18 protein-coding genes are annotated in these 18,219 nt (G+C 66.0%); 11 read left to right on the plus strand and 7 right to left on the minus strand.

The genetic code is table 11. The features are described from left to right. Positions 1-13 precede the first annotated feature (13 nt). The 3 genes from EII42_RS08215 to EII42_RS08225 are packed head-to-tail and all read left to right on the plus strand — an operon-like array spanning position 14 to position 4,990. A complete protein-coding gene (locus tag EII42_RS08215) occupies positions 14-1,276 on the plus strand; it encodes an O-antigen ligase (protein ID WP_125171639.1) in 1,263 nt (420 codons plus the stop codon). Then, positions 1,273-2,391, plus strand: coding sequence for a glycosyltransferase family 4 protein (locus EII42_RS08220; RefSeq protein WP_125171640.1), 1,119 nt, complete (start codon positions 1,273-1,275; stop codon positions 2,389-2,391). The genes EII42_RS08215 and EII42_RS08220 overlap by 4 nt, the downstream gene beginning before the upstream one ends. Before the next feature lie 52 nt (positions 2,392-2,443). Then, complete coding sequence (locus EII42_RS08225) at positions 2,444-4,990, plus strand: YfhO family protein (protein ID WP_125171641.1); 2,547 nt, start codon at positions 2,444-2,446, stop codon at positions 4,988-4,990. Here the strand turns inward: EII42_RS08225 and EII42_RS08230 are convergent. The 3 genes from EII42_RS08230 to EII42_RS08240 are packed head-to-tail and all read right to left on the minus strand — an operon-like array spanning position 4,971 to position 7,276. Then, a complete protein-coding gene (locus EII42_RS08230) occupies positions 4,971-5,687 on the minus strand; it encodes a glycosyltransferase (protein ID WP_125171642.1) in 717 nt (238 codons plus the stop codon). The genes EII42_RS08225 and EII42_RS08230 overlap by 20 nt on opposite strands. Then, positions 5,684-6,148: a GtrA family protein gene (locus EII42_RS08235; protein ID WP_125171643.1), complete on the minus strand. Its 465-nt coding sequence runs from the start codon at positions 6,146-6,148 to the stop codon at positions 5,684-5,686. Before EII42_RS08235 ends, EII42_RS08230 begins: the two co-directional genes overlap by 4 nt. A gap of 60 nt (positions 6,149-6,208) precedes the next feature. Further along, on the minus strand, positions 6,209-7,276 hold the full coding sequence (locus tag EII42_RS08240; RefSeq protein ID WP_125171644.1) for a glycosyltransferase: 1,068 nt from the start codon (positions 7,274-7,276) through the stop codon (positions 6,209-6,211). Between the two features lie 54 nt (positions 7,277-7,330). Between EII42_RS08240 and EII42_RS08245 the strand changes: the two genes are divergently transcribed. After that, positions 7,331-8,572 (plus strand): glycosyltransferase, encoded by a 1,242-nt coding sequence (locus EII42_RS08245; protein WP_158676453.1) that lies wholly within the window; start codon positions 7,331-7,333, stop codon positions 8,570-8,572. Here EII42_RS08245 and EII42_RS08250 read toward each other — a convergent pair. Then, the gene (locus EII42_RS08250; RefSeq protein WP_125171646.1) at positions 8,538-9,584 is read right to left on the minus strand and encodes a glycosyltransferase; all 1,047 of its coding nucleotides are present in this window, start codon (positions 9,582-9,584) and stop codon (positions 8,538-8,540) included. The two genes, EII42_RS08245 and EII42_RS08250, sit on opposite strands and share 35 nt — an antisense overlap. Positions 9,585-9,733: 149 nt before the next feature. Between EII42_RS08250 and EII42_RS08255 the strand changes: the two genes are divergently transcribed. Beyond that, entirely contained in the window at positions 9,734-10,366 is a 633-nt protein-coding gene (locus EII42_RS08255; protein WP_125171647.1) for a hypothetical protein, read from the plus strand. 36 nt (positions 10,367-10,402) lie between these two features. Here EII42_RS08255 and EII42_RS08260 read toward each other — a convergent pair whose 3' ends face one another. Beyond that, a complete protein-coding gene (locus EII42_RS08260) occupies positions 10,403-11,659 on the minus strand; it encodes an O-antigen ligase (protein WP_125171648.1) in 1,257 nt (418 codons plus the stop codon). 118 nt (positions 11,660-11,777) lie between these two features. Between EII42_RS08260 and EII42_RS08265 the strand changes: the two genes are divergently transcribed. The 6 genes from EII42_RS08265 to EII42_RS08290 all read left to right on the plus strand — a co-directional run bounded on the left by EII42_RS08265 (position 11,778) and on the right by EII42_RS08290 (position 16,176). After that, on the plus strand, positions 11,778-12,935 hold the full coding sequence (locus EII42_RS08265; RefSeq protein ID WP_125171649.1) for a DegT/DnrJ/EryC1/StrS aminotransferase family protein: 1,158 nt from the start codon (positions 11,778-11,780) through the stop codon (positions 12,933-12,935). Beyond that, positions 12,932-13,543 carry a sugar transferase gene (locus tag EII42_RS08270; protein WP_125171650.1) on the plus strand — a complete coding sequence of 204 codons (612 nt, stop codon included), beginning with the start codon at positions 12,932-12,934 and terminating at the stop codon, positions 13,541-13,543. Before EII42_RS08265 ends, EII42_RS08270 begins: the two co-directional genes overlap by 4 nt. A gap of 254 nt (positions 13,544-13,797) precedes the next feature. After that, entirely contained in the window at positions 13,798-14,103 is a 306-nt protein-coding gene (locus tag EII42_RS08275) for a hypothetical protein (RefSeq protein WP_125171651.1), read from the plus strand. Continuing rightward, positions 14,097-15,368 (plus strand): hypothetical protein, encoded by a 1,272-nt coding sequence (locus EII42_RS08280; protein ID WP_125171652.1) that lies wholly within the window; start codon positions 14,097-14,099, stop codon positions 15,366-15,368. Before EII42_RS08275 ends, EII42_RS08280 begins: the two co-directional genes overlap by 7 nt. Then, positions 15,365-15,724 (plus strand): hypothetical protein, encoded by a 360-nt coding sequence (locus tag EII42_RS08285; protein ID WP_125171653.1) that lies wholly within the window; start codon positions 15,365-15,367, stop codon positions 15,722-15,724. The genes EII42_RS08280 and EII42_RS08285 overlap by 4 nt, the downstream gene beginning before the upstream one ends. Beyond that, positions 15,700-16,176: a hypothetical protein gene (locus EII42_RS08290; protein WP_125171654.1), complete on the plus strand. Its 477-nt coding sequence runs from the start codon at positions 15,700-15,702 to the stop codon at positions 16,174-16,176. Before EII42_RS08285 ends, EII42_RS08290 begins: the two co-directional genes overlap by 25 nt. Here the strand turns inward: EII42_RS08290 and EII42_RS08295 are convergent. Both EII42_RS08295 and EII42_RS08300 read right to left on the minus strand, forming a co-directional pair. After that, positions 16,148-17,131, minus strand: coding sequence for a 5'-nucleotidase (locus EII42_RS08295; RefSeq protein ID WP_125171655.1), 984 nt, complete (start codon positions 17,129-17,131; stop codon positions 16,148-16,150). The two genes, EII42_RS08290 and EII42_RS08295, sit on opposite strands and share 29 nt — an antisense overlap. Then, positions 17,097-18,215, minus strand: coding sequence for an AI-2E family transporter (locus EII42_RS08300; protein ID WP_125171656.1), 1,119 nt, complete (start codon positions 18,213-18,215; stop codon positions 17,097-17,099). The genes EII42_RS08295 and EII42_RS08300 overlap by 35 nt, the downstream gene beginning before the upstream one ends. Between the last annotated feature and the right edge of the window lie 4 nt (positions 18,216-18,219).

The raw sequence follows: 18,219 nt of genomic DNA on the forward strand, positions 1-18,219 counted from the left end.
AGATGATCCGACGATGACCTCCGTTGCCCGTTTCCCGCTGCCCCGCCTCGCCGAGGCGTGGCTGCTGCTGCTCGCCCCTGCGGCGGCGGCTGGCCCGCTCGCGGGCGTTGGTTCGGTGTTCGCCTACCGGCTGCTGCTGGTGGCGGGCATCGTCGCCTGTGTGGTGGTGCTGCTGCGGCGCCGTGCCCGGCACCCGCTCGCGTTGGCGGCGGGCGGGCTCTCGGCGCTCACGCTGCTGTCGAGCGGGATCACGTGGCTGTGGCCGGGCTGGCCCGCCGACGGCCTCATCGAGCTGCTTTCGCTCGTGGCTGCGCTCGTCTGCGCTGCCGCCGCACTCACCCTGGTGCCCGCCGCCCGGCGGCTGCTCGTCGTCGCGCGCGGCGTGGTGCTGACCCTCCTCGCGGAGGCGGGGGTCGTCGCGTGGGAGTACTTCTCCGGCCTGCATCTGCCCACGTTCGCCCTCGTCTGGGACGACGACCGTTTCATGGGCGTGTGGTTCATGATGGCGGGCACTTTCGCGAATCCCAACGAACTCGCGCACCTGTGTGTCGTCGCCGGCCCGGTGGCGGCGTGGGCTGCGCTGGCGGACAAATCGAAGCCGTGGCGGTTTGCGGCGCTGGCGGCCACGGCCGCGGTGCCCCCGATGGTGTGGCTGAGCCAGTCGCGCACCGGCCTGCTGGTGCTGGCGATCGAGCTGCTGGTGGCCGCGCTGCTGTGGCGCTGGGGGCGGATCCTGGTGGCGGTGGCGGCGGCGGGTGCGCTGGCGACGGCGTTGGCCGCTCCCGGGTTGGTGGCCGCCACCGGGCTGTTCGCCGACAAGGATCCCCTCGGCAGCGACAACCCGCGCGCCAACCTGGCCCTGAACGGCCTGCACATGTTGCGCGAGACGTGGGGTCTGGGCGTCGGCCCGGGCGGCTACGCGCGGTGGAGCGCGACCGCGGATCTGCCGCACGAGACGTTCCAGCTCGTGAACCCGCACAACGCGGTCGTCGAGGTGCTCGTGGCCTACGGCGTACTGCCCGGCCTCGCGTTCGCGACGCTGCTGGGTGCCGTGTTCTTGTGGGCTGTGCGCTCCGCAACGCTGCACTGGGCGAGCGCGCAGGGCCGGTGGCTGGGCGCGGGGGCGGCCGCCGTCGTGGCGCTGTGGCCGCTGATCGGCCTGGCCAATAGCCATTGGATGCCGCTGTCGTGGAGCATGTTCGAGGTGACGCTGTTGTTCGTTGTTGCCGACGAAGTGCGTCGCCGCGCACGACGCGCGACTACGCTTACTGCATGAGCAAACGCGGTCGCCTGCTGTATAGCGTCACTGTGCCCACGAGCACCAGCCTGCTCAGAGGGCAGCTGGAATGGATGAGGGATCGGGGCTGGGACGTCCACCTGGTCTCGTCCGACGGCCCGGAGCTGGCCGAGGTGCGTGCGGCGGGCGTCACGGTGCACGTGATCGAGATGGAGCGCGAGCCGTCGCCGCTCAAGGATCTCAAGGCGCTCGCGCAGTGGGTCCGGTTGCTGCGCGGGCTCCGGCCGGAGGTGCTGAACCTCGGCACCCCGAAGGCCAGCCTGCTGGGCGGGTTGGCCGGCTGGTTGACGCGCGTGCCGCGTCGCGTGAACGTGGTGTGGGGGCTGCGCTTCGAGGGTTTCCAGGGCCTGAAGCGGCGCATCTTCTGGGCGATCGAGCGGCTGACGATGGCCACCGCCACCCACGTGCTGCCGATCAGCGACAGCATGCTTCGGGTGTTGCGCCGCGAGCGGCTCGTCGGCGGCAGGCGCCTCCAGCCGCTGATCGGCTCGGGCAGCAGCAACGGTGTCGACGCGGAAGCGATCGCCGCGGGCGCCGACGGCAGACGGGCTCCGATGCGCGCCCAGCTCGGCATTCCCGCGGAGGCCTTCGTCGTCGGCTACGTGGGCAGGCTCGTGCACGACAAGGGCATTCACACGCTAATCGACGCGCTGCGCTCCCTCAGCGGGCGCGACATCTTCTGCCTGGTGCTCGGCAACGAGGAGCAGGGCGGGCTGGCCGCGCAGCTGGAGTCGGCGAGCAACGTGGTCTGGGCGGGCTACGTCGACCAGCCCTGGGGGCATCTGGCCGCAATGGATGTGCTGGTGCTGCCCACCCGTCGCGAGGGCTTCCCCAATGTGGTGCTGGAGGCGGCAAGCGCAGGCATCCCCACCATCACCACCCGGGCCACGGGAGCCGTCGACTCCGTGATTGACGGGGTGACCGGCCGGCTGATCGACGTCGACGATGCCCGAGGGCTCGCGTCGGCGATCGAGGAGCTGATGGCCGACCCCCAGCGGCGGGCCAGCATGGGCGAGGCGGCCAGGGAGCGGGCGCGGAAGGAGTTCGCGCCGGAGATCATCTGGCGGGGCCTGGACCAGCTCTACCTGAGCTGACCTGGCGGCCAGCGGATTAGCTGGTCAGGACCGCTCCGGTAAGCTGCTCGATATGGAGAACCGCCCCAGAAACTGGAGTGCCCGGATCAGAAGCAGTTGGGCGCTGGCTGCGTTGGCCGGAGCATTCACTGTAGCGATTCACGTCCTAGCAATGATTGTTTCCGGGGTGTACCCGTTTGGCACGTTGGCACGCGGGCAGGGCGACTACGTCACCCAGTACTTGGCTTTTCATGCCCAGTTCGGTCGGATTCTACGCGGCGACGATCTGTCGGATTTCCTGTTCTCCTGGACCTCGGGGGCTGGTGTACCAGTTTTTGGGGACATCACCAACTATGTCGGTGGTCCGTTTCCGTTCCTGATCGCTCTCTTTCCGCCGCACCTGGCGGAGTTGGGCCTGACGACGATGGTGCTGACCCAATGCGCAACTGCGGGAGCGCTCATGGCTGTCCTGCTGCGCAAGCTCCAGCCGGGCAGTTTCTGGGCAGCCGCCGCTTTCGGTGCTCTTTATGGATCGAGCGCTTGGGTGTTTGAGATGGCCATTTACACGCCGATGTGGTTGGGGGGCCTTATAGCTTTCCCGCTGGTGTGTTTGGTGGGGATGTATTCGGTGGAGCGCCGCCATGCGTTGCTTTCGGTGCTGGGCGTTGCCCTGGTGCTGTGGTCCAACTACTACACGTCCTACATGGCCATCCTGGGCGGGGTACTGTTCTTCGTGACTTGGCTGCTGGCGACGGCCACGCCCGTCCGTGTGGCTCTGCGAGGCACTGCCGTGTTTGCTCTGCGCGGAGTGCTGGGGGCCCTGCTCGCGGCTCCCGTGCTGGTGCCGACCGCGCTAATCCTGTTGGACTCCACCAGCGCACCGTCGCCGCACCTCCGGCCCTACCCGCTTGAGCTGCTGGCAACCCGCCTGTTGCCCGGCACGTCCGGCGTGGCTTACTCACCGGCCCTGTTCGCCGGAAGCCTGGTGCTGCTGTTGGCGGGGGCCGCGCTGTTTGGCGCGGGTTCGGTGCGCCGCCGGGTCGTGTGGTGGTCTTCCACGGCGCTGCTGCTGGTGTTCAGCGCGCTCTCGACTTCTCTCGTGCTGGTCTGGAGCGCGTTCGTCAGCCCGCATGGGAACGCCTACCGATACGCATTCGTGTTGGTGGGCTGGCTCATCGCGGTCGCCTGGCAGTCCCTGTGGGAGGAAGGCAGGCTCCGATCCCCCAGCTGGGCGCAGCTCGCCGTGGCAGCCGTCGTGCTGTCCACGTTGCTGGCAGCCATGCCGCGCGACTTCGAACCGCACCTCGGCGCCTACTACAAACCTCTGGAGCGGATTTATCTGGATCCGTCTCTGCTGATCTACCCCTTGTTGGCGTTGGGCGCGCTGTTCCTTTTCCGAGCCAGCGGTCGATGGTCACGATCCGCCGCAGTTGTGCTGCTGGCGATAATCACGTTGACGGAGACGGCGCTGAATGCTAACTGGATCAACGAGGCCAACCGAGATTTCCTGGCCTCCAGCGAGCGTTTTGTCATCACTGCCCGTGAGTCGCTGCCCGCCGCCCAGGAAGTGCAGGCGGCAAGCGAGTGGCCGCGCTTCCGAGCTGGGGCTCCATCGCCGACCAGAGAGCCGTTTTACCTGGATCTGAACCTGTCCGCTCGGGACAGGTTTGCCGGGGTTTCCTACTCGTCGAGCATGATGCCGCGCGCAACGAGCGCCGCGTTCATCGATCTCGGCATGCACTACGCGTCCGCTGGGCGGATGGTGGCTGACCGGTCGGGTTCCGTGGGCGACGCGATTTTCTCGATCCGCGCACGCCACGACTTCGAAACCGCGACGACACTGGTCTCGCCAGCCCTGCCGCTGGTGCGAACCTACGACAGGCCCGCCCAGCAAGCCGACTCCCCTTTCGCCGCCCGCGAGAATCTGCTCCCGGAGCCGATCTATCATCAGGCGCAGCTGACTGCCGTGAACACCCAGGGCAGGCCCGTTTCCTTCCCGAACAGGTGGGAGGACGTTCCACCGAAAGCCACCCAGTTGACGGAGTTCAGGCTGACCGCAACCTGCCCGACGGGCGACGTGCTGTCCATCGACTCCCGGCGCCTCGAAGACGCTGAGCTGACGGTGGCTGGCGACGACCGTGTGCTGGCCAGCAACTATCACAGCTCCACAGGCATTCAGGAGTTTCCGGCGCGCGGCCCGGTGGAAATCACACTCAGCACGTTCAGGCAGGTTCCGCCACCAGCCGATGCTTTCAAGTGCCACGACAGCACAGCATTCGAGAAGAGCCTGGTCGGCGTGCCCGCACCGGAGGAGATCATCGTACGTGGGCGAACGCTGTTCGCCAGGTTCTCCGACGCGCAGCGCGGCACGATCACCGTGGCCACTGCGGCAAATCCGGGCTGGCATTGCGCCCTGGATGGCGCACCCGTCGGAGTTCAAGACCGTCAGGGTTTCCTGGCGGTGCCGGCCGACGGTCAACGTGAACTCAGCTGCGCATACACGCAGCCCGGCCTGAGCACGGGATTGCTGATCGGGTTGCTTGGCCTGCTGGGTCTGGCCGCTTACCTGGTTCTGGCTCGGTTCCCGCTCCGCCGCGGCGTCACGAAGGCCGACGGCTGAGCTGAGAGCGCCGTCGGCGCAGGCCGAGCAGGCCGAGCGCCATGCTCGCGACGTCCTTGGGGGTGATTCGGGTTTTGCTGCTGCCGTGTCCGGCATCCAGGGTGACCGGCACCTCCAGGGTGGGGAAGCGCTGCACCTGGGCGAGATAAACAATCTCAGTGCTCGACAGGTATCCGCTTTCGCTGAGCTTGTCCACGTTGGCTTTGGCCCAGTCCGCGGGGATGAACAGCGTGCCCTGGCAATCCGCCACCGTCATGCCGAGCAGCAGCCTGCGCAGGGTCCGGTAGCCGAAGGACATCACGTTGCGCGCGAAGGAACGGGGCACGACGGAGTCCGGGTGCGCCTTCGAGCCCACAACGAGCGCGTTGGGCTTCCCCACCCGTTCCCAGGATTCGATGTCGGTCAGCCCGAAGGGCAGATCGTCAGCGGTCAGCAGCACCACGTCGCCCGAAGCCTCCCGGATGCCCTGCTGGTAGGCGTTGCCGAGTCCCTTATCCGATTGGGTAGCCAGCACGGGAAAGCCGAAGCCCCCGAGGGTCAGCTCCTGCGCAACCTGCCAGGTGTCGTCGCTGCTGCCGTTTTCCACGATGATGGCCTCCAGCTCAAGATCACCGGAGTAACCACCAAGCTGCTCCACCGCGTGCGCCAACCGCCGCCCGCTGTTGTGGGCGGGAAGTATGACCGACAGCCGTTTCATGGGCGACTCTCCTCCATCCCAGCAGCGTCCAGGCTGGGCTGCTCAGCAGTGCCCGACGCATTCGTCTCCTGTTTGTTCTTGTAAACCCAGTGCTTGTAGGCGAAGTAGTTCCAGGTGGTGGTCAGCACGGTGGCAATCAACTGAGCGGTGCCCAAGCCCAGCGACAGATACCCGTTGCAGACGGTGACCACAGCGGTGACCACCACCGAGTTGAAGGCAACAAGGATCGAATAACGAATCACGGATCCCGTGATGCTCGACGTGGAGCGAAAAGCCATGATCCGTTGAATGCCGTAGCTGAAACCGAACGTGCCCCAGAAGGCGAGAGCTGCGGACAGGCTGAGGTCCCAGCCAAACCCCTCCCGGAAGAGATTCAGGAGCGCCACGTTGAACACGAAGGCCAAGCCTCCGGCGAACAGATACCTGATCGCGCTGTTGTTCAGCAGTTGCTGGATGCTCACTCGTCCTCTTCCTGCAGTGGGGTCGCTCGCAGCTAGTCTACGATCACACCGCGCAAGTGCCTACCCGGTGACGCTCCCGCCTGCGAGTTCTTGGTAGTGCTTCTCGTAGTTGCGCGCACACGCGTCAACGGTGAACTTGGCCGCCTCGCTCCGCGCATCCTTGGCGAGCCGGTTGGCGAGCTCCGGGTCGTTGAACAGCCGCCGCAGGCTGGCGGCCGGCTCGGCGGCGTCGGCCGGGTCGTAGAGGATGCCGGACACGTCGTCGGTGACCACCTCGCTGATGCCCGGGATGTCGGGCGCGACGGCGGGCAGCCCCACGGCCATCCCCTCGCCGGCGGCCAACCCGAAACCTTCCACGCGTGAGGTGGACAGGAAGACGTCGTGTTGGCGCAGCAATTCGGGCACGTCACCGCGCCTGCCGAGCAGCCGCACCCGGTCCTCAACACCCAACTGGGCGATCAGCGCCTCGATCTCCGCCCGGTCGGGCCCCTCGCCGACGACGGTGAGCGACGCCTGCGGGAGCTCCGCTATGGCGCGCACCGCCCGCGAGATGTCCTTGCGGCGGTTCTCCAGACTGGCAACGATGATCGCCCTCTGCTGGCCGGGGCGTTCCGCGGCTGGGCCCTCGACGAGTCCGTCGCTGATGCCGTTCAACACGATCGGGTAGTCGTCGGGCGACGTGCCCAGGGCTGCGGCCAGGTTGGCCGCGGTGCCCCGGCTGATCGCCACCACTCGGTCGAGGCCGCGGTAGATCAGCCGGTCCACGGCCCGAAACAGCGGCTTTTCCATCCGCCGGTTCCAGGTGTTGTGCTCGGTGAAGAGCACCGGCGTCCTCGTCGGGGCCACCACCGCCCAGTAGAAGGCGGGAAACAGGTGGGCGTGCACCACGTCGGCGCCTTTCGCCACCTGCGCAACCCTGAGCGGCAGCCTAGGGTCGTACCGGTGGGCGCCCAACACCGTGACATCCAGCCCGAGGCGCTCCGCCTTCTGGCTGGGCACCCCGTCAACATCGCTCAGCACCGCGATACGTACATGATGGCCGTGACGCCGCATCGCGTCCGCCAGGTCAACGACGAGCATTTCTGCCCCACCGGTGCCAAGGCCGTTGATCAGGTGAAGAATACGCATTTTCGTTCCCTTCTTGGCCCACTCTTCGGGGAAGCCGACGGTATGGTTGGCGCCATGACGCGTCGCCGAGTGGTGCTCCTGACCAGCCTATATCCCTGGGGACCGGGAGAAGAGTTCATTGCTCCCGAGTTGCACCACTGGGTCCGCGACGACGTCGAGCTCACCATCCTGCCCTGGCAGTCGACGGAGCTGCGCCGCCCGGTGCCGGAGGGCATCGTCGTCGACGACCGACTCGATCGCCTGCGCCGCAGCGGATGGCGGCTAGCTCTGGCGGGGCAGCTGTTCTCGGGCAGGTTCTGGGCTGAGGCCGCGCGCAGCGTGCGGGCGGGGAAAGCTGCTCCGCGGACGCTGTGGCGCGCGTTGGTGCCGAGCGCGGCCGCCGGCCTCACGGAGAGGGCTCTGGCCGATCTCGCGGCTTCGCGAGGGCCGTTCGATGTCGCCTACTCGTACTGGTTCGACCACCAGACTCTGGGTGCGCTGGCCGCCGCCCGCCGCGGGCATGTTCGGCGGGTGGTGAGCCGGGCACACGGCTACGACCTTTACGAGGAGAGGTCCCCCGACGGGCGCCTGCCCTTCCGACGGGAGATGGCCAGGCGGGTGTCCCTTCTCGCGCCGATCAGTTCAACTGGCCTGCAGTATGTCCGCCACCGCTACGCCGCACCGGAGAGCACCTCGGCCTGTCATCGGCTGGGCGTCACGATTCCCGACGGGTGCTCCCCCTGTCCGGCGGATCTCGCCACCGTCCGCCTGCTCTCCATTTCGAGCACCCACCCGGTGAAGCGCCTGCCTGCGCTCGTCGAGACGGTTGCGGAGATTGCCCGCCTGTTGCCCGGTTCAACGATCAGTTGGACGCACGCCGGCTCCGGGGATGCGCTGCCGGAGTTGGCCGGCCTCGCCTCGGAGCTGCTGCCGCCCAATGCGAAGGTCGATTGGCTGGGGCAGTTGAGCCGGGAGGAGCTGAACGAAACAATCCTGGGTTCCGCCTGGAATCTAGCCTTGAACACTTCCAGCTCGGAGGGCGTACCGATCTCCTTGATGGAGGCCATGGCGGGCGGTATCCCGGTGGCCGCCACCGCCGTCGGTGGCACCCCCGAGCTTATCTCTCCTCCGGGTGGCTTGCTCCTACCTCCCGACGATCCCCCGGCGCGCTGGGCGGCGGAGATCGTCGAGGCTTTGCCCAGGACTTGTGACCCTTCCTGGCGGGCTGGTTTCAGGGAAGAGATCCTCTCGAACTGGGACGAGGCGCGTAATCATCAGCGGTTCATTCGGGCGGTGCTGGCGACGTGCGAGACCTGATCGCGCCCAGCTCGTCGGCAACCTGCTGTGCCCTGACCACCCAGCTGTGTTCCTGCCTGAGCTCGACGGCGCGGGCTCGTTTCTCCTCCGCCAAGGACCGGTCAGCGGCCAGGCGGGTGAACAGGTCGCGCATCTCGTCCACTTCGTAGGGCACCTGCCAGCCGACTCCGAGTTCCTCGACGATCTCGCCCGCGAGGGTGTCGGAGGAGGCGACGATGGGTAGGCCCGCCCCCAATGCCTCGTAGACCTTTACCGGGACCCCAAATTTCCTGTACGGGTTCGGGCAGCTGCAGACGGTCGCGATGTGGGAACGCATCATCGTCTGGCGCAGCTCTTCCCCCGACTGGTGCACCACCTTAGTGTTAGCACCCATCAGCGGCTCGTAGTTGCCGCGTTCCGCCTCCCATTCGTAGTCCCGGGTGCAGATGGTGAGCCGCAGGTTCTCGATGTCGGCGAGGGCTTCCACGAACCGACGATTGTCGTAGGTCGCGCTCAGCCCTCCGGCGTACAGCACTTCGAGATGCCCGTCGGTATCGGGCTTCGCTATGCCACCCACATCGGCCCCGGGGGGCAGTGCCTGGACCGAGATCCTGCGGGAGATCGGCACGTGCTCCAGCATGGGCAGGCTGGGCAGGTAAAGAATGTCCACAGCGAAGGGGTACCAGAACAGGTCGAAATGGTAGCTAGCTTTTGCCAGAAAACGCTTGACAGGATTCTGCCCGGCCATGAATTCCGGGAATCGCCAGAACACGTCGCGGTAGAACAGCCCAACCGGTATACCTTTTCTTCGGCAGAAGGCAAAAAAACGCAGGTCGAGCAGGGGCCTGCGGGGGATGCGGTCATCGTCGGTGAGTGCCGTGGGCAAGGTGGCGGACTCGGAGTAGACGAAGTCGAAACGGACCCCTTCCTTCACCGCAGAACGAATCCGACGGATTTGCTTGGCTCGCTGTGCCGATGAGCCCGCCACCACCCACACCTCACCCAACTGGCGCAAGGCCTGAAGCATCTTCATCGGCCGGATACTGCTGCCCGAAGCTCCATCTTCAACCACTGGCAGTGGGTGATGAAATATGGCTCGCACTTCCTGGCGCTCCCTTCCGCGGGCTGGGTGGTACAGTCTAGCCGCCTCGTCGGTCGGCTAATCCAATGTACGATGACGACGTGTCCAATGAAGCAAATGAGATCATCGACCTCCGATCCTACTGCCTGAGGTTGCTGCGACAGTGGCTCCGCGCGCTTCCGGCCTTCCTGGTGGTACTGGCTATCGCCGTACCGATCATCCTGACCCGCGACGAGTCGTGGCAGGCGAAGGCCATAGTCGGCGCAGTTGCGCCGCGGCCCTCCACGGAGGCTGAGGCGATCTATCTGTCTTCGGTGTTGGAAAGCACCGTGCTGGCGGATGTTCAGGTGGCGCAGGTTAACCCTCAGATTGCGCATGCGGTGGTAGGTCAGCACCCGGAGTTGGACGCGATGCAACTTGGAAACTTGGTTGAGGTACGGCAGGCCGGCGGCCTGGCGATCCTGTTCACTGCCCACGGCAACAGCGCCCAGACAGCTACCCTGCTGGCGAACGACTTCGCCGAGGCGTTTCGTACTCATGTGGCCGCGCGCGACGCGGCAGAGTCGGGAGTCACTAAATACCAGTTGACGGCTCCTGCGGACGTCGACAAAGCGGAGAAGACCTCCAGCCGAATCACCATGGCATTCTTGGGCCTGGTGGCCGCGTTTGCCGCCTGGCTCATCGCCGCCGCCGCGCTGGACGTCCGGGCGCAGCGGAAGCGGAACGCAGCCTGAGGGAAGGGGCTTGGGCCGGGGACTGTCTCGTTGTCCCTATCGAGGCATCGTCGGTTCCCGATCCCCATCTCTGGCTTCTGCTGCTGGCCGACGTGGGGAAACTGAGCAGGCCGCTACCAGCATGATCAGCTGAGGGTAGAGGTAGTGCAGGAAGACGCTGGGGGCCAAACCGAATACCGGCATCGCGACGGTGAAGGCCGCAGACGCCATGGCGTACCAGTTCTTCTCGATTCGGTTGGTGAGGGAAAACCACACCACCAGCGCCCACAGGATCAGCAGCCCAGTGAGCGCCGGAAACCCGCCCCAGAGCAAAGCTTCGACGAGCATGTTGTGCGGGTTGACTAGCTGATTTTCTAGTCTGTTCTCCGCAAGCTTCTGCAGGACTTCCGGCGAGCCAAACCCCGTCAACGCCTTGGCGGGGTCTTCGCTGAGCAGGCTCCAAATCCGGCTGATAATGCGGAATCGCGCGGCCGTGTCACCGTCTTGGATGTAGCTACTCTGGGCCAGCACAGTCGCGCCTAGCAGGCTGAGGCTCGCTCCGGTGACAATGAGCCACGGCGGGAATGCTCGGCTGTCGCGCGCCCTCGCCGCGATAAACAGCAGCACAGCGGCCCCCACCACGAGGCCCAGAAGCGCCCCTCTGGATCCCATGGCGAGAATCCAAACGGCTATGGTCAAGACGCTCAGACCTCGCAGGAGCTGCGTCGGAACGGCCTTCGGGGCCAGCAGCATCCGGGCGAGCAGGAAAAGAGCGAATACCGCGATCGCCACGGAGAAGTCGTTGTAGTTCGCGTAAACAGCGGTGGTGATCCATCGGTAATTTGCCACCCACCACCACACGGTCGTGTCGGGGTACCGAATGAACACCAGTTTGAACCCGGTCAGCACCTCTGCCACGCCGATGATGGTCAGGAGCAGGAAGGAGATGTATATCCACCTTGCTAGGCTCGCAACAACTGGACGATTCTGCCCCATGGTCAGCACCAGAGCAGTCACCAAGAGCGAGACAAACAGCAGGAAATAGTTGCGATCCAGCAGCACATCAAACTTGGCCAGGGCGAAAAGTGCGGCTACCGACGAGACCGCGAGCCAGGCCACCGCCACTCCCCCCACCCAGGGTCGGGGCAGGTAGTGGCGCTGGATTCCGTTCCAGAGCAGGGCAAGGATAGGCAGGCCAAGCGCCAGGAACGTGTTCCCTGGGAACTGCAGAATGACGGCCAGGCTCATGAAGGCCAAGAAGAACTCTCCGCCCACCAGACGCGTGCTCCGAACGGGAATGGTTCTCTCCCTCACTGCCGCTCCTATTCTGTGCTTGTCCATCACAGCCTATCCCCCGTCCGCTTGGCCTGTCGTAGCCAAGCTTCACGCATGTGAGTACGACGCCGGTGGCAGAAAGAGTATCCTGCCAACCATGAGTGATCGCATCTATCTGTCCTCCCCCGACATGACCGAAGCCGAACGCGCGGCGGTCACTCGCGCTTTCGACAGCGGCTGGATAGCGCCGCTCGGGCCGGAGGTGGATGCATTCGAGGCGGAGCTGGCCGAGTACTGCGGGCGCAAGCACGCCGTCGTTCTCTCCTCCGGCACCGCTGCGCTGCACCTCGCGGGGCTGGCGCTGGGCTTCGGCCCCGGCGACACGATCGTCACGGCCTCGATGACGTTCGCGGCCACCACCAATGCCATCACCTACACTGGCGCGACGCCGGTGCTCGTCGACAGCGACCCCGAGGGGTCGATGGACGTGGAGTTGACCCGGGTCGCCATCGAGGACCAGCTCGCCAAGGGCGCGCGGATGAAGGGCATCGTCCCGGTGGATCTGCTGGGCCACATCGTCGACCACGAGGGGTTCCGCGCGCTCGCCGACGAGTTTGGTCTCGTCGTGCTGAGCGACGCTGCGGAGTCGCTGGGCGCGGTGCGGCTCGGCAGGCCGGCGGCCGCTTTCGGCGACATCGCCATCGTTTCCTTCAACGGGAACAAGGTGATGACCACCTCCGGCGGCGGCGCCCTGCTCACCGACGACGAGGAGGTGGCCAAGCACGTGCGCTACCTGGCGACGCAGGCTCGACAACCCGTGCTGCACTACGAGCACACCGACATCGGCTACAACTACCGGCTCTCCAACCTGCTTGCCGCGCTGGGCCGGGTTCAGCTTTCGCGGCTGCCGGAGATGCTGGAACGCCGCCGGGCGCACCGGCAGCGCTACCGGGCGATCTTCGACGGTGTGCCCGGGGTGCGTTTCTTCGGCCAGCCCGACGGGGCCGAGCAGCCGGTTGGCTCCGGCCACGACCACGACAACTTCTGGCTGACCTCGATCATCATCGACCCCCAGCAGGCGGGGTTCAGCCGCGACGACCTGATCGGCGCGCTGGCCGAAGACAACATCGAGTCTCGGCCGGTGTGGAAGCCGATGCACGCGCAACCAGTTTTCGCCCACCTGGATGCCTACGTGAACGGCAATTCAGACCGGCTGTTCGGGCAAGGAATCTCGCTGCCCTCGGGCTCGGTACTCAGCGATGCCCAGCTTGATCGGGTTGAGGCGACCATCCGAAAGGTGTTGGATCGACGATGAGGCCTTACGAGTTCGTGAAACGCGCGCTGGACATCGTCGTCGCCGGCACGATCCTGCTAGCCACGCTGCCGGTCCAGCTGGTGGTGGCCCTGCTGGTGCGCATCAATCTCGGCCACCCGGTGCTGTTCAAGCAGACGCGGCCCGGCCTGGGCGGCGAGCCCTTCACCATGATCAAGTTTCGCACCATGCGTGACCCGGCTCCGGGCATGGAGTCCGACGAGGACCGTCTCACCCGCTTCGGTGCGCTCCTGCGCTCGACCAGCCTCGACGAGTTGCCGGAGTTGTGGAACGTCCTGAAGGGCGACATGTCGCTGGTGGGCCCCCGCCCGCTGTTGATGGAGTACCTGCCGCTCTACACGCCCAGGCAGATGCGCCGCCACGAGGTGCGACCGGGTGTGACCGGCTTGGCCCAGGTCAAGGGTCGGAACAACATGCCCTGGGCGGAGCGCCTGGCGTGGGATGTGCGTTACGTCGAGCAGTGCAGTTTCGCGCTTGATGCGCGAATCATGCTGGACACCGTGAGGGTGGTGCTGAAGCGTGAGGGAATCACCGAGGAGGGGCACGCGACTGTCACCGAGTTCAGCGGCGCGGACGACGTCGAGGTTTAGGCCCGTTCCGAAGGTCATGCCGGGGCTGCGGCGCACCAGGTCGGATGGCCCGCACCCCGGCGTCCTGGCCCCTACGTCCAGCGCAGGAGGCAGATGTTGAGGGCTCTTCCCGTCGGAGCTTCCCCGTCCCGACAGCATTTTCGTAACAGGCCTTAGCCTCCGTTGCACGTGGAACCCGTGGCTGCTTCGCCGGCCTGGTGACCCCGCCTCGCTCCTATACTGGCTGTGCTCCAGCTAGTCAAAGGAGGAAAAGCATGAGCAACATCGAGGTACATTACCGTGCCTTGCAGGCGATTGGCGCCGAGGTTTCTACCGCCGCCGATACATTAATTGGAACGATTGGTGATTTCCAGGAGCTAGGTTCTGGCTGCGACCCGAATATCCCCGTCGATGTGGCGCTGGAAGCGGTTGCCACGTCGATTGCCGACAACATCGCGGAGATTGGCAAGGGCTGCGCGGACATCGGCCAGAAGCTGCGGCTGTCGGGCGAGGAGTACGAGCAGGTCGAAACCCACAACGCCCAGCTGAGCGAGAAGTTCGAGCGGAGGCTGGGATGCTGACTCGCTCACAACTACATAGCTACAACCCAAACAAACTCCGCAGAGCAGCAGCGGTCACGAGCGAGAAACAGATCCGGCTGAACTCGGAGGCCCACTTCCACGAGAAGCAGGCCGGGAAGGTCAGGTCCTCGTGGCCCGGCACGACAGGCGAGAGCGCGGCAGCCAAGCTACTCGACCAGGTCAAGGAGCTGCGGGAACAGGCAGACGTTCTCGCCAGGATGGCGAGACTGATGTCAGAGTGCGCCGACAAGGTTGAGCAGGCGAAGGCGGAATTGACCCAGCTCGATTTGGTGGTGCGCGGCCGACGACTGCAAGTGGATGACTACGGAGTGGTGGCGCTGATTCCCCTGAGCTATCTGGAGGAACCGCGGGTCGTCGCCGAGTTGCGCAGCCACGCCGCCCGCCTCACGCACCAGTACTACGACCTGCTCACACGCACCGACGCCATGCTCAAGCATACGGCGGCGCTGCTCTACGAGAACGCGAAGCTGCCGTCGCCCTACGACATCCTGCCCGACACTGGCCCGGTGAGGCTGACCGACGCGGACATCCGTCTCCAGGCGGAAACCTCGATGCAGGGGGAGCACAGTGACTGCTTCTTTCTCTCCGGGCTCGCGGGCGTCGCGCATGCCGACCCGGAGTTCATCCGCAAAAGCCTCAGGTGGGATCCCGAGAGCCAGACCTACAAGGTGACCGTGTACATGAGCACGCCCCTTGGCGCGGTGCCTCGCGAGGTCAGCGTCGACCCATACGAGCTGGAAAGAAACATCGATAAGTTGGACGATGAAGGAGAGCGACCCGTCTTGGGCCCTGACCGCCGCATCAACTTCCTCAGCATCTACGAGGCTGCTTACCGCAAGACCCTCGACGGCACAATCCTCACCAATACCGGAGGCCTGCCCTCCTGGGGGATGTCCACCTTCACCGGCAAGGATCCGGACAGCACCCTGTTGACCCCGCACAGCTTCGCCGAGATCAGGCGCACCATGGAGGGGAAACCACCTGGTGCGGTCTCCGCGGGCACCAACCCGGGCATCTGGCCGTACCCGGATCCCGCCGAACAACCCTACGAGAAACGGATCGTGCCGAGGCACGCCTACTGGGTCAAGGGCTTTGACGATAAGGGCAGGATCATCCTCGTCAACCCCTGGGGCCCCGGCGGGGGCGTGTGGGGAAATGACGGCTTGGACTACCCGGGCGAGGTGCACCTCACCGAGGAGGAGTTCCGCGAGGTGTTCACCCAGACCGCAAGGATGGTGCCATGAGGTACGAAACCCTTCGCGAGCTGGCCAAGCTGCTCAGAGAATCGCTCAGCGCCGCCTACCCCGATCTCGCATGGGGCCCCGAACGGCCGGACCACCCGGCCACCCAGGGTGGCTCCCGGGTGCTGCGCATCTGCGCAGCGCGCGCCGACGGGCCGCTGCTGCACGCCGCGGACATCCCAACCTGCACCGAGGCCTTGAACCGGGTGCTGGTCGGCTACAGCTTCCCTGAGGAGAAGGTGTCCGGCAGCTCCTGGGGCGAACTGGTGCTGACCGCGAGTCGGCGAAACGACCACTTCACGGTGCAGTGGCGGGGCAGGGAAGGAATGGAACTGTGGATCGACGTGCCACAAAACTGAGCGCGCTCCTGGCGGGCGTGGTGCTGCTGGCCGGCTGTTCCGGTGCCGTCACCGTTCCGCTCACGCCGCAGCAGATGAACGAGCGCTACGCGCCGATGGTGCAAAGCATCAAGGATGAGTTGACGAGCCGCTCGTCGATGTACACGTGGGGAGAGGTCCCGCAGGCACAGGCCTACAGGTCGGAAGGCAACTGCCGGGTGTCCATCTACTTCCTTGCTGAGAAGAACGATCAGTGGACCAGAGAGCACTGGATCCGTTGGGATGACGAGCTCCTGCAGCGGGTCAACGACATCGTCACGGCCTACGGCTTCGAGGCGCGGGACAGCATCGGCCATGTACCATCCCAGCTGGCGGCCTATCTCAACACGAACGCGGAGGGCGCGGAACTAATGGTGAGGCTGCAAACCTCGATCACCATCCGCGTCAACAGCCCGTCGTACTCCTGCGGCTAGGAAAGGGCTTTCCACGGAGGACGCGCCCCGGCACGACCTCCGTGGACAGGCTCTGAGCGTTGCGCACGCCGAAGGGCACATGCACCGCAGGCGTGCGCAACGCGTCGGCAGGCAGGTGGCTCAGCTGGTCGTCGAAGAACAGGTGCGGGCGGAGCAGGTTCAGCACCGGCGGCTTCGGCAGCCCGCCCAGGAAGAACGCGTCATCGACGCGCAGCCCCCAAGCGCGCAGACTGGCGAGCGCCCGCTCGTGCGCCGGGGCGCTGCGCGCGGTGACGATGGACACCCTAAGCCGACGCCGGTAGCCCGCGTCCTGCTCGGTCAGCTCGTCCTCCGCCCGCTGGATCTCGTTCAACCCAGCCAGGAAGGCCGCGAGCGGACCCCGCTCGTGCGCCACCTGGGCCAGCTCCCGCTCGTGGTTCTGGAACCCGACCAGCCCTTCGTCGGCGAATACCTGCTCCGCTGAGTCGTCGGCGAGCACCCCGTCGAAGTCGAAGGCGACGCGCAACTCGTCGCCTTCGTCGTCGAGGGTGCCGTGCAGCACCTGACCCGCCGGGCGACCCTCCTCGATGGCGCGTGCCACGTCGTCGCCGTTGGCACTCAGGAACAGCGACATGCCGAGCGCATCCATGTAGCCGTAGGGGCTGCGACCCTCGCTGAACACGGCCCGGCTGATCGGCAGGCCGTGCGCCTCGATGGAACGCATCACCCGCAGTCCCGTTTCCGGGCTGTTGCGCGACAGCACCACCACGTCCACCTCGACGCCGGGCACCTCGTTGAGCGAGAGCAGCCGCTCGGCAAACGCGAACGCGACGCCGGGGCGGAGGGTGTCGTCCAGGTGCTCGCGCTGATAGCTGAGGTAGGCGGCCTTGCCCCGCTCGCGGAAGACTCGGTCCGACTCGTCGAGCTGGAACAGCGCGCTGCTAGCCAGCCCCACCGTCAGCTTCGCCGACGCCATCTGCTCTCCCCTTCCTCGACTTGCTGGTGTGGCGGACCCGTTCGCTCATCAGCACCGCGAGCGGGCGCGTCGCCGGGATTTCGTTGAAGATGATCATGAGGATCGACGTGAGGGGAACCGCCAGGATCGCCCCGGTGATGCCCCAGATCGCCGACCAGAACGACAGCGCCACCAACACGACGAAGGCCGACTGGTTAACTTTGCGGCCCACCATCGCCGGCTCCAGGAAGTTGCCGACGATCAGCTGCAGCACCTGCAGGCATGCGTAGAGTCCGATGGTCATCGGCCAGGAGCCGAACTGCACGATGCTGAGCGCCACCGGCAGGATCAGCGCGATGATCGAGCCGATGTAGGGGATGTAGTTCAGCAGCGCGATGACCAGAGCCCAGAACGCCGCATTGTCCAGGCCGAAGGCCAGCATGATGACATACGAGGCGAGGCCCAGGAGCGCGTTGACCAGCGTCTTGGTGGCCAGGTACTGGCCCACGCGCTCGTTGATGGCTCCGATGACCTGCTTGATCCGGCGCGCCTTCTCGGGCTCGGGGAAGGCCGCATCCAGTTTCTCGACGAACTCGTCGCGCTCGCTGAGCAGGAACGCGATGTAGATGATGATGAGGAACAGCACCCCGCCGATGGAGCCGATCTGCCCGGCTGCCGAGGTGAGCCAGGCTTGGATGTTGATCCGGCCCACCACCTGCTGGCGGATGGTCTCCCAGTCGGGTACTCGTTCGAAGCCGACCATCCGGGCCACCTCGCCGATCAGCCGCTCCAGATTCACCTGGTAGTGCGGGGCCCGGGCGACCAGCTCCTGCACTGTGACGGTGATGAGAGCGGCCAGCGCCGAGAGTACCGCGATCGCGGCCAGCACCAGGACCACCCGGCGCAGCCACAGCGGCAGGTGCCGCACCACGGGCGCCCGGCCCATCAGCTCGTCGACCGCGAACAGCAGGTAGGCGAAGAGCAGGGCGATCACGATGGGGATCAGCAAGTTCTGGCCCAGGTAGAGCAGCCAGCCCAGCAGGACCGCGAGGAAGGTGCCGAGCGTGATGTTGAGCAGCGTGTTCCTGCCGGACGCTTCCTTCATCGGG

Origin of the sequence: Tessaracoccus sp. OH4464_COT-324 (assembly GCF_003932855.1) — a bacterium.
Taxonomy (GTDB): Bacteria; Actinomycetota; Actinomycetes; order Propionibacteriales; family Propionibacteriaceae; genus Arachnia.

Coding starts and splice junctions, on each gene's coding strand:
- EII42_RS08215 (WP_125171639.1), top strand. CDS start 14: ATGACCTCCGTTGCCCGTTTCCCGCTGCCCCGCCTCGCCGAGGCGTGG.
- EII42_RS08220 (WP_125171640.1), top strand. CDS start 1,273: ATGAGCAAACGCGGTCGCCTGCTGTATAGCGTCACTGTGCCCACGAGC.
- EII42_RS08225 (WP_125171641.1), top strand. CDS start 2,444: ATGGAGAACCGCCCCAGAAACTGGAGTGCCCGGATCAGAAGCAGTTGG.
- EII42_RS08230 (WP_125171642.1), bottom strand. CDS start 5,687: ATGAAACGGCTGTCGGTCATACTTCCCGCCCACAACAGCGGGCGGCGG.
- EII42_RS08240 (WP_125171644.1), bottom strand. CDS start 7,276: ATGCGTATTCTTCACCTGATCAACGGCCTTGGCACCGGTGGGGCAGAA.
- EII42_RS08245 (WP_158676453.1), top strand. CDS start 7,331: ATGACGCGTCGCCGAGTGGTGCTCCTGACCAGCCTATATCCCTGGGGA.
- EII42_RS08250 (WP_125171646.1), bottom strand. CDS start 9,584: ATGAAGATGCTTCAGGCCTTGCGCCAGTTGGGTGAGGTGTGGGTGGTG.
- EII42_RS08265 (WP_125171649.1), top strand. CDS start 11,778: ATGAGTGATCGCATCTATCTGTCCTCCCCCGACATGACCGAAGCCGAA.
- EII42_RS08270 (WP_125171650.1), top strand. CDS start 12,932: ATGAGGCCTTACGAGTTCGTGAAACGCGCGCTGGACATCGTCGTCGCC.
- EII42_RS08275 (WP_125171651.1), top strand. CDS start 13,798: ATGAGCAACATCGAGGTACATTACCGTGCCTTGCAGGCGATTGGCGCC.
- EII42_RS08280 (WP_125171652.1), top strand. CDS start 14,097: ATGCTGACTCGCTCACAACTACATAGCTACAACCCAAACAAACTCCGC.
- EII42_RS08285 (WP_125171653.1), top strand. CDS start 15,365: ATGAGGTACGAAACCCTTCGCGAGCTGGCCAAGCTGCTCAGAGAATCG.
- EII42_RS08295 (WP_125171655.1), bottom strand. CDS start 17,131: ATGGCGTCGGCGAAGCTGACGGTGGGGCTGGCTAGCAGCGCGCTGTTC.
- EII42_RS08300 (WP_125171656.1), bottom strand. CDS start 18,215: ATGAAGGAAGCGTCCGGCAGGAACACGCTGCTCAACATCACGCTCGGC.